This is a genomic window from Nocardiopsis halotolerans DSM 44410, from assembly GCF_000341065.1.
In the GTDB taxonomy this organism is placed as follows: Bacteria; Actinomycetota; Actinomycetes; order Streptosporangiales; family Streptosporangiaceae; genus Nocardiopsis; species Nocardiopsis halotolerans.
The window spans coordinates 1-12871 of record NZ_ANAX01000112.1; the positions used below are offsets into that span (position 1 = coordinate 1).

Here is a 12871-nt window from a genome sequence, read left to right on the forward strand (position 1 = left end):
GACCCGGGGCGGGAGCCAACCCCGACGACACGGTGGCCACGGCCCTGGTGTCCGCCTTCGCCGAGGCGGGGGTACAGGCCTCCTTCCAGGGCGCCGACACGCTCGTCGTCGCCCTGCCCGACGGCAACAGCGCCAGCGCCGACGTCAGCGCCTTCCGCGCCGCCCTGAGCGAGGCCACACCCGAGCAGATCGCGCACAACGCCGCCCAGTTCGCGCGCACGTCCGTCCAGCAGCTGAGCCAGGCCACGGGGGAGGGCGAGTCCGGGCCGGTCGGGCAGCTGCGGGTCCGCCTCTACCCCACCTCCGCGTTCCCCGAGGGGGTTCTGGACTCCCTCGTGGCCCGCGAGATCGCCCCCGGCCTGTGGCAGACCGTCGTCATCGACGGCCCCGAGTCGCTGCGCCCGCTGCCCCGGCAGGCGCACGAGCGCTCCGGCCGCCCCGACGCCGAGGTCTTCGGCGAGGCCGTGTCCGCCTCCGTGGCCGAGACCGTCGAGGTCAGCGAGCACGAGGTCCAGGGCGCCCACATCGTGCACATCGGCGGTCAGCACCCCTACGTGTCCGCGCACGTGCACGCCCTGGGCCGCTACCTGGGCGACCTGCCGCACGGCGCGCTCGTGGCCTTCCCCGTCCCCGAGGTGATCCTCGCCCACCCCCTGGGACAGGGGCACCCGATCGCCGCCATGGACCACATGCAGCAGATCGCCGAGCGCTTCACCACCGACGGGGACAAGCCCATCAGCGCCCAGCTCTACTGGTGGCACCCCGGTTCGCGCTCGCGGGAACAGGGCGCGCCGCCCGACCTGCGTGCCGTGGGAGCCAGGATCGACCACGAGAACAGGTCGGTCTCGCTGCTGACCTCCGACGAGGAGTTCGGGCCTCTGCTCAACTCCCTGGCCGGGTAGTCGGCGCCCCCGCGACCCGTGGGCTCCGACCCTCGACACCGGGGCTCCGTCCACGCGACGGGCCCCGGCCGGGCGGTGGCTCTCCGGGGCCGTGCCCGGCGAACGCCCACGAGAGGACCCCGAGAGGAAGGGACAGGAACCCCATGCCCACCTCCCCTCCCCGCCCCGTGCCGCGTCGCGCGCTCGCGGCCCTGTGCGGCGTCGTCGTCGCGGTGGGGCTGGGGGCCTGCGCCCCCGAGGAGACGGCCGAGCGTCCCGTCGACCACGTCCTCCTCTCACCCACCGCCGATCCCCGCACCTCCCAGACCGTGACCTGGCGCGCGGCCGGGGCGGAGGAGTCCTTCCTGGAGATCGGGCCCGAGGACGGCTCCGGGCGGACCACGCGGGTCCGGGGAAGGGCCACCGGAGGGGAGGAACCCGGGGACACCTTCGCGGCCACGGCCACCGGCCTGGAGCCGGACACCGCCTACCGCTACCGGATCGGCCGGATCAGCGGCGGTGGCGGTGATGGCGGTGGGAACGCGGTGAGCGACTGGCGCACCCTCACCACCGCCGCCGAGGGGGCCGAGCCCTTCACCTTCCTCCACTTCGGGGACGTCCAGGACGACATCGCCGAGGAGGCCGCTCCCGTGATCCGGGCCGGGCTGGAGGCCGCACCCGGCGCCGAACTGGCCGTACACTCCGGGGACCTGGTCGACTCGGCCGACAGTGACGCCCAGTGGGACGCGTGGTTCGAGGCCTTCGGCCCGGCCACCGGGAGCATGAACCACGTGACCAGCCCCGGCAACCACGAGTACGCCGACGGGAGCCTGAGCGACCACTGGGTCCCGCGGTTCCCCGGCGCGGGCAACGGTCCCGACCGGGGCGAAGACCTGCCCGAGACCGTCTACCACACCGACTACCAGGGGGTGCGGTTCGTGGTGCTCAACTCCAACCACCGCGAGGCGGCCCCGCGCAGCCCCGAGCGGTGGCTGGAGACCCAGCGGCGGTGGCTGGAGCGGACGCTGGCCGACAACCCGCACCCGTGGACCGTGGTCACCTTCCACCACCCGCTCTTCTCCGCCGACCCCGACCGCGACAACGAACTCCTGCGCGAGACGTGGCTGCCGGTCCTGGAGGAGTACGGCGTGGACCTGGTCCTCCAGGGCCACGACCACTCCTACAGCCGCGGAACCCTGGCAGGGGACCAGGGGTCCGGCACCGTTCCGGTCTACGTGGTCGCGGTGACCGGCCCCAAGATGTACGACGCCGGCAAGGAGGGCTGGACCGAGCACGGCGCCGAGGTCCGCGTGCAGCTCACCGACACCCAGACCTTCCAGACCGTCTCGGTGGACGGCGACACCCTGGAGTACCGGGCCCGCACCGCCGACGGGGAGACCGTCGACTCCTTCACCATCGTCAGGGAGGGCGACGGCAAGCACGTCACCGACGGCTCGTGACCGTCCCCGCCTCCCACTGCCCGGCGACCAGGTCGACGGCCTGGTCGGCCAGCTCCTCGCCCCACTCCTGGAGCTCCGCCAGGGCCTCCCGGAACCGCGCCACCCCCCGGAAGAGCTCCCCGTAGCGCCGCTGCTCCTCCACGGGCAGCACCGGGAGGCGCATCCGGGACGGATCGATCCTCAGGTGGCCCCGCATGCTGCTGCTCATCCGGGTGATGTTGGGGGACTCCCCGGAACTGGTGACGAACCCCGCCAGGAACCACGGATCGACCGCGCCCGGGTTCGTGCGCACCACGTACAGCCCGCCGCCCGGATAGGCCCCCGCGTCCTCGGCGCTCGCCACCCGTGCGGTGGGTCTGCGCGCCACGGCCGGGACGAGGACGTCGCCCTCCTGGATCGGGGGGTTGCGCATCGGGTCGGCGTCGACCTCCTCCGTGCGCGAGGCCGCAGACCCCCGCGCCACGTCCTCACCGGTGATCACCCGGGCGCTGGTACGCGGGCCGGAGTCCTCGGCCGAACGCCGCGGAACGGGCCGCCGAACCGTCACCGAACCCGCCCTGGCCAGTTCTCCGAGGGTGACGACCCCGGCCGCACCGCCGTCCCGCCCGACCGGCGGGGCCTCGGGCAGGAGCGTGCGCAGGGTGCGCAGCGCGCCCTCCAACCGCGTGCGGCGCTCGGCGAACAGGTCCAGGTCCCCGACCGAGGTGCGCGGGACCGGCAGGCGGGTGCGGGGGGTCAGGTCCACCTCCTCGTCCAGCAGGTCGACCACGTCCAGCGTGCGCGCGACCCCCGGCTGTTCGGCGAACCCCTCCGGGGCGGTCAGGTACTCCTCCCAGAGCCCGTCGACGCGGGCGACGAGCTCGGCGGGGGCGGGGGTGTGCCCGGGTTCGTGCTCGGCGGTGTCCACGAGCAGCACGGGAGCGGGCGCCGTGTCCCGCTCGGGGCGGCGCAGCACCCACAGCTGGAGGGGGACGGCGTAGTGGGCGGCGAACCCCGGCGGGAGCGAGACCACCGCGCGGAACACGCCCGAGCGCAGCAGGGACCGCCGGATACGGCGCCCCGAGGGGCGTTGCGCGGCCCCGGGCGGCATCAGCACCACCGCCGAACCGCCGGGGCGGAGCCGGGACAGGCAGTGCTGGACCCAGGCCAGGTCGGACTCCAGGCGCGGGGGAACGCCGTAGGTCCAGCGGGGATCGTCCGCGAGCTCCTCGGCCCCCCAGTTGCGCTCGCCGAACGGCGGGGCGCACAGGACCGTGTCGGCACCGCCCTCCGTGAACGCGGGGGAGCGCAGGGCGTCCGCCACACGCAGGTCCGTTCCCTCCCCCAGGGCGTCGGCGAAGGCCAGCCGCAGTGCGCCCAACCACACCGACGCGGGGTCGCGGTCCTGCCCCAGCAGGGGACGCCGCCCGCCCCGTGCGGCGGCGAGCAGCAGCTCCCCCCGTCCGCACGCGGGGTCGGCCACGGTGTCCCCGTCACCGGCCAGGCGCACCATGAGGTCGGCCAGCTCGGGCGGAACCGTGTGCGAGCCGGAGGGGGAGCGCTGGTCCAGGCGGCCGAGCAGGCGCTCGAAGACCGCACGCGGGTCACCCTCGCGCGCGGCGCGCGCGGCGGTGTCGACCAGCAGCGGCAGCTGCGCCTCGGGTACGGGTTCGGGGCGGTGCCCGGCCAGGGCGGTCAGGCCCGCACGCTCCAGGGACTCCTCGAAGGACTCCCACGCGCGCCGTGGCAGCGTCGGGTCGTCCCCGGAACCGGGCTCGTCGCGCAGGCGGAGCAGGAGTACCCCGACCCTGACCAGGACCGCGTCGGCGGGGACGGAGGCGCGCAGGGAGTCGAGCGCCTGCCACAGCCGCTGTTCGGGGTCGATGCTCGGAACCTGGCGGTGGGTGGACAGCCACTCCTCCACCTGGCCGAGGTCGAACCGCGGGCTGCGGTCGGTGCCCCCGACCGGCCTGGGGAAGTCGTCGTGGCGGCGTCGCCAGTTGCTCACCGCCGTCGGCTTCACACCCGCGATCCGGGCGATGTCGGCCGAGCTCACCTCCACCTCACCGGTGTTCATGGACTCCCTCTCAGCGACGACGGACAGGCCACGACTATACACACGCGCACGGGAGGGGCTCCGGGCGCACACTCCCGCCCCGAAGGGTTCCCGTGGTTGGGCGCCTTCACAACCGCCCGGGTGTATGAGGAGGCGCCGGGGGTAGCCGGGTGCAGTACCGGGACCGGACGAAGACCTGTGGGGAGTGGCGCGGATGTTGGAATGGTGGGAGGCCGCACTCCGGCTTGGCTACGCGTTCGTCCTGGGCGCGATGGTGGGTGTCGAACGCCAGTGGCGGGCGCGTATGGCGGGCCTGCGCACCAACGCGCTGGTCTCCGTGGGCTCGGCGCTGTTCGTGCTGCTGGCCGCGAACACCGTCGACGAGGTCAGCCCCACCCGTGTCGCCGCCCAGGTGGTGTCGGGCATCGGTTTCCTCGGCGCGGGCGTCATCCTGCGCGACGGCATCAACATCCGCGGCATCAACACGGCGGCGACGATCTGGTGCGCCGCGGCCGTCGGCGTCCTGGCCGGAAGCGGTGTCTACGCGGGCGCGGCCATGGGCGCGGTGACGGTGGTGGCCGCCAACGTCCTGCTGCGCCCGGTGGCCCGGCGGCTCCAGAAGCGTTCCCCGGCCGCGTCCCAGGAGAACGAGATCCCCTACCGGGTCCGGATCGTGTGCACGGACTCCCAGGACACCCACGTGCGGGCCCTGCTGCTCCAGGCCCTGTCCGAAACCGGGTTCACACTGCGATCCCTGGACTGCCGCGGCCTCGGCGACGAGCGGGGATCAACGGCCGTGTACGCCGACATCGTCGCCTCCGGGCACCAGGGCGAGGCGATGGAGCAGCTGGTCAGAAGGCTCATCCTGGAGCCGGAGGTGACGTCGGTGCACTGGCAGGAGCTGGACGAGGAACCGGAGTGAGGGCTGCCCGGACCACCCGCCGGCCCGCCCGGAAACGCCCGATGCGGAACCCGGAGCGACGCCCGCCTCCCGTGCGAGGCTGGGAGCGGCTGGCAACCACGAGCGTGGGGGAAACATGCACATGACCGACGAGGGCGTCGCGGCCACACTCATCACCACGGGGTTCGAGCAGCTCAGGGAGCAGACCCCGGCCAGGGAGGGCCGTGTCGCGCCCTCGCGCCTGTTCTCGGGCGGCGACGTCCGGATCGTGCACATGGCGTTGGACGAGGACTCCGGGCTCAGGGAACACACGTCGCCCTCGCCGATCCTCGTGCAGGTCGTCGAGGGCCGGGTCCGGTTCGACGTCGAGGGGCAGAGTCACGAACTGGAACCGGGCGGCATGGTCCACGTGGCCGCGTCCGTCCCCCACGCGGTCACCCCCGTGGGCACCGCGCGGATCCTGGTGATCCTGCTGGACCCCCGCAGCCACGTGCACCACTGAGCGCCGGTGGCGGCCGACCCGGGGAGACCGTATTGCCGTCGGCAGCGTCCGGGGCGATAGTTGGCATATCTGTCAACATCGAAAGGACGGGGCCGGTTTGCCCTGTTTTCAGCCAAAGGTCCGGAAACCAGGCGGGCGGCGGTTCCTGAGGAAGCCGTGGACGAGGTCCCGGGCGGCGCGCCCGGCGGAAGAAGCCACACCCGCGCTGTTCACGACCTACGGAAGCGATCGAGGACGCGATCGTCGAGAAGAACCCTCATGGCCGCGCCGGTTCGTGCTGAGGTACCCCAACCTCGGTTTCGCGACCGGACTCGTCCTGGCCCCCGTCATGCTGCTGGCGGGCGCGGTACTCGTGGCGATGCTGTTCACGATGGTCTTCACGCCCGACCTGTTCCTTGACCGCTTCGCGGTTTTCTGTGGCGTTCTCGTCGTCGGAGGAGTGTCCGGCCTCTGGATCGTGGCGGCGTTCGACGAGGACCTCGGGGACGGCTCCACATGGCGCGACGCCGTGATCTCCGGCATCGTCCACTACGGTGGCGGTCTCGTGTTCGCCGGAATGGTCGTCTTCGAGCTCCTCCTCCCCGTGTGGGCCATCATCGCTCAACACCTCTCCTGAGTTCGGCACCCCTGTGGAGACCGCGCGGTTTCCGATGGTCCCGCCGGATCCCGGTGGTGGCCGGATCCGGCCAGTGTCGCACCGGTCCGGACACGCTCTGTGAGAATCCCCCTGCCGGTGGTGCTCCGGGAGGAGAGGGGAAGCAGGGCGTGGACAGGCGCCGGGACCGCGGTGGACCGGACTCACACGCCGCGCGCACGGCGGCCCCGTCCCCCTGCCGGGAACGGGGCCGCGCGGCGGGCGTTCAGGAGCTGCGTCCCGAGAGCGCGTCGCGCATCCGGTCGATGAGCCCCGCCCCCGGGTCCAGGATCCTGTTGGCGGGCGGGGTGTCCGGCGCGCTGGGGTGGGGGCGCGTGGGCGCCTGCTCCTTGGCCTTGACCACCTTGGCGCCCAGGTCACGCAACTCCTCCTGCGTACACGCGGCGCGCAGACGCGGCAGCAGGTCCTTCTCCTCGTCCTCGACGTGGTGACGGATGTCCGAGATCAGCGTGTTCAGCAGCCGCTGGAACTCGGGGTCGTCGGCGTCCAGACCCTCCAGGTCCTTCATCACCTGCTCGGCCTCGGCGTGCTCCTGGAGCTCGTGGTCGGCGATCTGGTCGCCGTCGTCCAGCACCCGGCGTGCCGCAGGGTACATGTGCTGCTCCTCGGCGACCGAATGCCGTACCAGTTCGGTGATCACGTGCTCGGTCAGCTGCTTGCGGTCCCCGGGTGAGAGAGAGCCCTCCAGCTCCGTGAATATTCGCTCGACCTGACGGTGGTCGGAGATGATGACGTCGATGAGGTCGGGTTTCTGGGTTTCCGCGGTCATTGTCTCCCCCTGGAATTCCGGACACGGATATCGACGACCACTGCCCGAGACGGCCCCCTCCTAACACGGCGGTCGTGGTTGGTCGCGGTCCACCGGGGGTCGTGGTGTGAGGGGCCGGGCGGTGCGCCCGCCCCGCCGGGGGAGTGGACGCCGACCGGGTGTGCCCCGTCCCTCCCGGCCCTCCGAAGGGGGGCTGGCCGCTCCCGGGGATCTGTCGGTTCCCCTCACTAGCGTGTTCCCACACGCGAACCCCACGCCGACGAAGGGAACCACCCCCATGCCCCGAGACCTCCTCCCGGTCGAGAACTCCCCGGTTCCCGGCGAGCCGCCCCACACCTCGATCGTCCCCTCCGCGGAGGCCCTGGAGTGGGCCAGGCGGACCGCCGAGGAGTTCGCCCTGGGCGTCGACGCCAGGGGGAGGGGTTCCCGGGCCTACCGGGACACGGTGCCCGCGCGGGTCGAGGAGGTCCTGGGCCGTCTGTACGCCCCCGGCCTGCCGGAGCTGATCGAGGAGTGCGTCCGGGTCGTGCACACCCACGCCCCGCCCCACCCCGGCATCCCCGGTCAGGGCTGGAACGGGGACAGGGGGATCTCCACACTGAGTGTGGGAACACCGCTGCGCGACCTGATCGACCGCTGCGACGATGACCTGAAACCGCGCCTGATGCTCTGGTTCCTGGTCAACGCCCACTATCCCCGGCCCATCGAGGTCGACGAGTACGACCGCTACCTCCACTACTTCTCCCGCATCCACCAGCGTGCCGCGTTCACCCTGTCCCGCATGGCTCTGCCCTGGGACAGCGCCCTGCTCTCCCTGCTCCTGCACGCGGACGCGCAACGGCTCACCTGGTCGGACTCCCACCTCCACGTCTGCGAGCGGGTGGAGGACCACGTCCTGGCCCCGTGCGTGCGGCAGCTCCAGGAGTACCGGGCGCGCTGCCAGGAGCGCGGGAGGGAGCTGTTCCGCTACGAACCCGACGAGCTCCAGCCCCACACACGGGTGCTCCTGCTCCTCCTCCGCCTGGGCGCTCCCCTGGCCGTCGAACACCTCCTCCCCGAAGGAGACCCGTTCGGCGACCTGCTGCGTGAACGCGAACCCTCGCTGGCCGCCCACCCCGGCCTGGCCGAGCTGTTCGTCTACTTCCTGGTCCCGCCCGGTTCCCGGCCCAAGCGCGAGTGGCGCGACGGGCTTCGACGCAGGCTGGCCGCGATCCCCGACACGGAGGACGTGCTACGGCGCGTGGTGGAGGTGGTGCTGCGCACGCCGCGGGCCGAGGAGGGCCACTACGGTTCGAGCACGGCCTACTTCCTGATCCACGTGCACAACATCGTCAACGGCCTGGTGTGGGCGGTGCGGGAGCTGGCCTCCGAGGACGACACCTGGTCGCTGCCCCTCCTGGAACGGGTCGCGCTGTTCACCGGAACCGGACCGAACGGCTCCAAACTGCTGCGTTCCGAACGCACGGCATCCGCCTGCGTCCGGATCCTGGCCGAGCGCGGAACCGACGAGGCCGTCGCCGCCCTCGCCCGCGTCCGCGCGAAGGTCAGGAAGAAGACCCTCTCCAGGGTGGTCGACAGGGCCCTGAACACGATCGCCGACCGGCTGGGCATCACCGGGGAACAGCTGCTCGAACGCACCGTCCCCGACTTCGGACTGGACCGCGACGGGACCCGGACCGACCGGCTGGGCGAGAACCCGGTCACCATGACGCTGAATGCGGACGGCAGTGCCGCGCTGGGTTTCGTCTCGGCGAAGGGACGCCCCGCCGCGAGCCCGCCCGCCGCCCTGCGCACGTCGCACCCCGACGAGGTCAAGGCGCTGCGGGCCGAACTCAAGGAGCTGCGCCAGGTGGTGGCGGCCGAACGGGTCCGCCTGGAGGGGTTCCTGGCCCAGGGCCGGGTGTGGGACGCCGCGTCCTGGGTCCGGTACTACCTCGACCACCCGGTCACCGGGACGCTCGCCCGGCGGCTTGTGTGGGAGGTGAGCGGAGACGACGGCCGGACCTGGGCGTGCGGGCTGCCCGAGGCCGACGGGGACCACTGGCTCCTGGCCGACCCCGACGGAACGGAGATCGCGCACACCGCGACCGCGGACGGCGCCGCCCGGGTGCGGCTGTGGCACCCCGTGCGGGACCAGCCGGAGACGGTGCGGCGGTGGCGGACGCACCTGACCGACCGGGACATCGCCCAGCCCTTCAAACAGGCGTACCGGGAGATCTACCCGCTCACCCCGGCGGAGGAGGACACCCGTGTCCACTCCAACCGGTACGCCGCCCACATCCTCAGGTACGGGCAGGCCAAGGCCCTGCTGAACGAGCGCGGGTGGAGCGTCCACCAGCTGGGCGGCTGGCACGGCGGTGAGGACGGACCCGCCACGTGCCTCTACACCGACCGGGAGAGCGACACCTCCTGGGAGGCCACCCTCGACATCGCCCTGGCCGACGACGAGTTCGACGTCGACCCCGTACGGCACTGCCGCACCGACCAGGTCCGCTTCCGCCGTGCGGGCGAGAGGGAACCCGTTCCGCTGGCGGAGGTGCCACCGCTGGTGCTGTCCGAGGCGATGCGCGACGTGGACCTGGCGGTGGGGGTGTCCTCGATCGCGGCCGACCCCGCGTGGGTCGACCGTGGGGAGAGCCCCCACCTGCCCTACTGGCGCCGGGCGGCCTTCGGTGAACTCACCGAGAACGCCGTCGTGCGGCGCGAGGCCCTGGCGCGTCTGCTGCCGCGGCTGCGCGTGGCCGACCGGCTGGAGATCGACGGCCGCTTCCTGCGGGTGCGCGGGGACCTGCGCTCCTACCGGATCCACCTGGGCAGCGCCAACGTCCTGATGGAACCGGACGACTCCTACCTGTGCGTCGTGCCCTCGGACAGGAAGAGGGGGCCGAGGGTGTTCCTGCCCTTCGAACAGGACGGAGGCCGCCTGGCACTGATCCTGTCCAAGGCCCTGCTGCTGGCCGGGGACAGCGCCATCGAGGACGCGAGCATCACCAGGCAGATCCGCCGCGGGCTGGACGGATAGGAGGTCGGCGTCTTCCGGGAAACGCGGCGCCCGGGGTTCCGGCGAACCCTAGGCTGGTGGCCATGACCGACCACGCTCCCGCCAGCGATGACGCGCTCCTGACGGCCGCGCTCCAGGAACTGGACCTGCCCCGCCACCTCCTGGACGACCTGGCCGCCGAACCCAACCACACGGGCGAGCTCCTCATGGGGTTCGCCGACGACCTGAAGCGCGGGGGACACGCGGACCGGGCCCGTCACCTGCTGGCGGCCGTGCGCGATCACCTGCCCACCTCCGAGGACCGCCAGTACGCCTCCGTCGAGCTGGCCAGACTCCTGCGCGAGAGCGAGGACGCGGAGGACACCGCCGAGGCGGAGCGGATCACCTCCGACCTGCTCCGCCCCGGCCACCTGGGAGAGGGGCCCGCCCAGCTCCTCGGCGAGGACCTCCAGGAACTGGAGCGGTGGGACGAGGCGCTGCGTTGCCACAACGTCGCCGCCCGGCGGTTGCTCGCCGCGTCGCCGGAGGACCTCGCGGACGAGGACGACCTCACCCTGGCACCGATCGTCAGCCGCCTGCTGGCACGGATGAACCTGGGCCTGGAACGCGACGCGCACGACGACGTGGCCCTGGCCGTGGCCCAACGGCAGGTGGAGGGCCTGACGGACTTCCCCGGCGACGAGGGCGGGGATTGGGAGGACGAGGGCCCGGACGGCGAGGTGGAGACGTTCTACTCCCGTGAGGCCTTCGACGAGGCCCGCACGCGGGGACTCCTCACGGGGGAGGACGTCGAGCGCGGCGCCGACGCCTACTACCGCGCCGCCGAACGGACCCTCCGGGAACGGGCCCGCGAACACCCGGAGGTACGGCGGAGCGTGGTACTGCACGGTGTGAAGGAGATCGTGGAGTTCGCCGAACTCTCCGGCCAGGACCCGGCGGACGGCGACACCGACCTTGACTGGGTGGACCTGGAGCTGAGCGCGGACGACCCGAGGCTCCGGGCGTGGCCGCCCGGCCGCAACGAGCCCTGCTGGTGCGCCTCGGGACGCAAGTACAAGAAGTGCTGCGGCTCCCCCTCCAACCGCTGAGCGCTTCGGGGTCGAACCGGCGGGGAAGAGGAGACCGCGGTGCCTCCACCGCTGTCGTTGGGCGGGTGTGTCTCCCGGTCCACTCCTGAGCACTGTGCTGGTGGTGGCCGGATCCGGCCAGTGCCGCACTGGTCCGGACACGCTCTGTGAGAATCCTCCTGCCGGTGGTGCTCCGAGAGGAGAGGGGAAGCAGGACGTGGACAGGCGCGGTTTCGGAGGGCTGGTCACCGACGGGCAGTGGGAACGCCTGCTCGCCTCGGCCCTGCCCCGGATGTTCGCGGCGGGGGACACCCTTCTGCGGCAGGGGGAGGTCGGCCGAGGGGTCCACCTCATGGTGAGCGGCCGCGCGAAGGTGGTCTCCTTCCGGGCCGACGGTTCCTGCGTTCCCCTGGCCTTCCGTGCCTGCGGGGAGATGCTGGGGGAGTCCTCCCTGGCCGGAGATCGCCCCAGGAGCGCCACGGTGACGGCCCTGTCCCCGAGCAGCACGGCTTTCCTCCCCGCCGAGCGCTTCCAACGTCTGCTGGCCGAACTCGGTCTGGAGCCCGTACTGTGGCGCAGCGCCCTCATGCGCCAGGACGAGGGCGACCGCATCAGGGTGCGGCAGACGTCCCTTCCCGCCGAGCGCAGGTTGCCCGCCGCCCTGCTCCACCTCGCCTCCGTGATGGGGGAGCCCATGCCCGCGCCCGTCTCCGACGGTGACGCACCGGCCCCGCACGGCTGCCTGCTGAGGATTCCCCTCGCCCAGCGCGAGATCGCCGAGTTCGCGGGCATGTCGCGCACCTCGGTGCACAACGCCTACACCTCCCTCCGCGAACGGGGCGTCATCCGCACCGGGCGGCAGTACGTGGCGATCCTCGACCTGGCGGCGCTGGAGGCCCTGGCAGGGGAGGACGAAACGGTGTGACGGCGGACACTTCCGGCTGGTTGTGTTCAGAGCTGAACACCACGTGACGCGTGCGCCGGGGAGTGTGGTCCCGCCCGGCCCGAGACCAGGGCCCCACACCCTCAGGAGTTCCCGGTGGAGATCGACCTGTCCAACATCGGCAAGAGCGCGCCCCTTCCTCCCTACCGTGCCGTACTGGCAGTGGACATGGAGAAGTTCAGCCGAAGCAGCGCCCGAAACCAGCAGATCATCGGCCAGAAGATCCCCGAGGTGCTGGAGAAGGCGTTCACCCGCGCCGACATGCTCCCGGTCTGGAAGGACGCGCGCTTCCCCCGGCACAGCGGCGACGGCTACGTGATGGGAGCCGAACCCGAGCACCTGCCCTACCTCATCAGCCCGTTCCTGGAGGAGCTCCAGCGGGTCCTGGAGCAGGTGCAGCCCGTCCTCGCCATGCACGACCGGAACCTGCGCATGCGGCTGCGCGCCAGCATCGACGTCGGTCCCCTGCCCGACACAGGCGACGGCAGCGGCATCGACGCCATGGGGGAGGCGATGATCAGCACCCACAGGCTGCTGGACTCCGAGCCCGTGCGGCGCGAACTGGAGAACTCCGACCCCGACACCACCCTGCTGGCCACCATCATCTCCCGCCGTGTCTACGAGGACGTGGTGCTCGGCGGCTTCGCCTCCGTCCGC

Annotated in this window: 10 protein-coding genes and 1 pseudogene; 9 read left to right on the forward strand and 2 right to left on the reverse strand. The window is 72.4% G+C overall.

Going from position 1 to position 12871, the window contains the following annotated elements; genetic code table 11:
* Together D455_RS0108835 and D455_RS0108840 are read left to right on the forward strand one after the other, a co-directional pair.
* Positions 1 to 902: pseudogene (locus tag D455_RS0108835) on the forward strand (hypothetical protein); the annotation flags it as partial.
* A 143-nt stretch (positions 903 to 1045) separates the two neighbouring features.
* On the forward strand, positions 1046 to 2341 hold the full coding sequence (locus D455_RS0108840; RefSeq protein WP_017570374.1) for a purple acid phosphatase family protein: 1296 nt from the start codon (positions 1046 to 1048) through the stop codon (positions 2339 to 2341).
* Here the strand turns inward: D455_RS0108840 and D455_RS0108845 are convergent.
* Positions 2325 to 4397, reverse strand: coding sequence for an N-6 DNA methylase (locus D455_RS0108845; RefSeq protein WP_017570375.1), 2073 nt, complete (start codon positions 4395 to 4397; stop codon positions 2325 to 2327). The genes D455_RS0108840 and D455_RS0108845 overlap by 17 nt on opposite strands.
* 193 nt (positions 4398 to 4590) lie before the next feature.
* On the opposite strand from D455_RS0108845, the gene D455_RS0108850 reads away from it, so the two are divergent.
* The 3 genes from D455_RS0108850 to D455_RS0108860 all read left to right on the forward strand — a co-directional run bounded on the left by D455_RS0108850 (position 4591) and on the right by D455_RS0108860 (position 6395).
* Positions 4591 to 5298 (forward strand): MgtC/SapB family protein, encoded by a 708-nt coding sequence (locus D455_RS0108850; RefSeq protein ID WP_017570376.1) that lies wholly within the window; start codon positions 4591 to 4593, stop codon positions 5296 to 5298.
* A gap of 121 nt (positions 5299 to 5419) precedes the next feature.
* The gene (locus tag D455_RS0108855; protein ID WP_017570377.1) at positions 5420 to 5779 is read left to right on the forward strand and encodes a cupin domain-containing protein; all 360 of its coding nucleotides are present in this window, start codon (positions 5420 to 5422) and stop codon (positions 5777 to 5779) included.
* A 274-nt stretch (positions 5780 to 6053) separates the two neighbouring features.
* Positions 6054 to 6395, forward strand: coding sequence for a hypothetical protein (locus D455_RS0108860; protein ID WP_017570378.1), 342 nt, complete (start codon positions 6054 to 6056; stop codon positions 6393 to 6395).
* Between the two features lie 244 nt (positions 6396 to 6639).
* Here D455_RS0108860 and D455_RS0108865 read toward each other — a convergent pair whose 3' ends face one another.
* Positions 6640 to 7203, reverse strand: a complete 564-nt coding sequence (locus D455_RS0108865; RefSeq protein ID WP_017570379.1) for a hemerythrin domain-containing protein — start codon at positions 7201 to 7203, stop codon at positions 6640 to 6642.
* A 277-nt stretch (positions 7204 to 7480) separates the two neighbouring features.
* Between D455_RS0108865 and D455_RS32140 the strand changes: the two genes are divergently transcribed.
* From D455_RS32140 to D455_RS0108885, 4 genes are all read left to right on the forward strand, one after another.
* A complete protein-coding gene (locus tag D455_RS32140; protein WP_017570380.1) occupies positions 7481 to 10225 on the forward strand; it encodes a DUF4132 domain-containing protein in 2745 nt (914 codons plus the stop codon).
* Between the two features lie 62 nt (positions 10226 to 10287).
* Positions 10288 to 11292, forward strand: a complete 1005-nt coding sequence (locus tag D455_RS0108875) for an SEC-C metal-binding domain-containing protein (RefSeq protein WP_026122457.1) — start codon at positions 10288 to 10290, stop codon at positions 11290 to 11292.
* A 196-nt stretch (positions 11293 to 11488) separates the two neighbouring features.
* Positions 11489 to 12196 (forward strand): Crp/Fnr family transcriptional regulator, encoded by a 708-nt coding sequence (locus D455_RS0108880; RefSeq protein WP_017570382.1) that lies wholly within the window; start codon positions 11489 to 11491, stop codon positions 12194 to 12196.
* Between the two features lie 114 nt (positions 12197 to 12310).
* A partial coding sequence (locus D455_RS0108885; RefSeq protein ID WP_017570383.1) for a hypothetical protein occupies positions 12311 to 12871 on the forward strand: 561 nt, incomplete at its 3' end.

What these genes read in the sequence shown, in the direction of transcription:
- D455_RS0108840 (WP_017570374.1), top strand. Translation starts at nt 1,046, where the DNA reads ATGCCCACCTCCCCTCCCCGCCCCGTGCCGCGTCGCGCGCTCGCGGCC.
- D455_RS0108845 (WP_017570375.1), bottom strand. Translation starts at nt 4,397, where the DNA reads ATGAACACCGGTGAGGTGGAGGTGAGCTCGGCCGACATCGCCCGGATC.
- D455_RS0108850 (WP_017570376.1), top strand. Translation starts at nt 4,591, where the DNA reads ATGTTGGAATGGTGGGAGGCCGCACTCCGGCTTGGCTACGCGTTCGTC.
- D455_RS0108855 (WP_017570377.1), top strand. Translation starts at nt 5,420, where the DNA reads ATGACCGACGAGGGCGTCGCGGCCACACTCATCACCACGGGGTTCGAG.
- D455_RS0108865 (WP_017570379.1), bottom strand. Translation starts at nt 7,203, where the DNA reads ATGACCGCGGAAACCCAGAAACCCGACCTCATCGACGTCATCATCTCC.
- D455_RS32140 (WP_017570380.1), top strand. Translation starts at nt 7,481, where the DNA reads ATGCCCCGAGACCTCCTCCCGGTCGAGAACTCCCCGGTTCCCGGCGAG.
- D455_RS0108875 (WP_026122457.1), top strand. Translation starts at nt 10,288, where the DNA reads ATGACCGACCACGCTCCCGCCAGCGATGACGCGCTCCTGACGGCCGCG.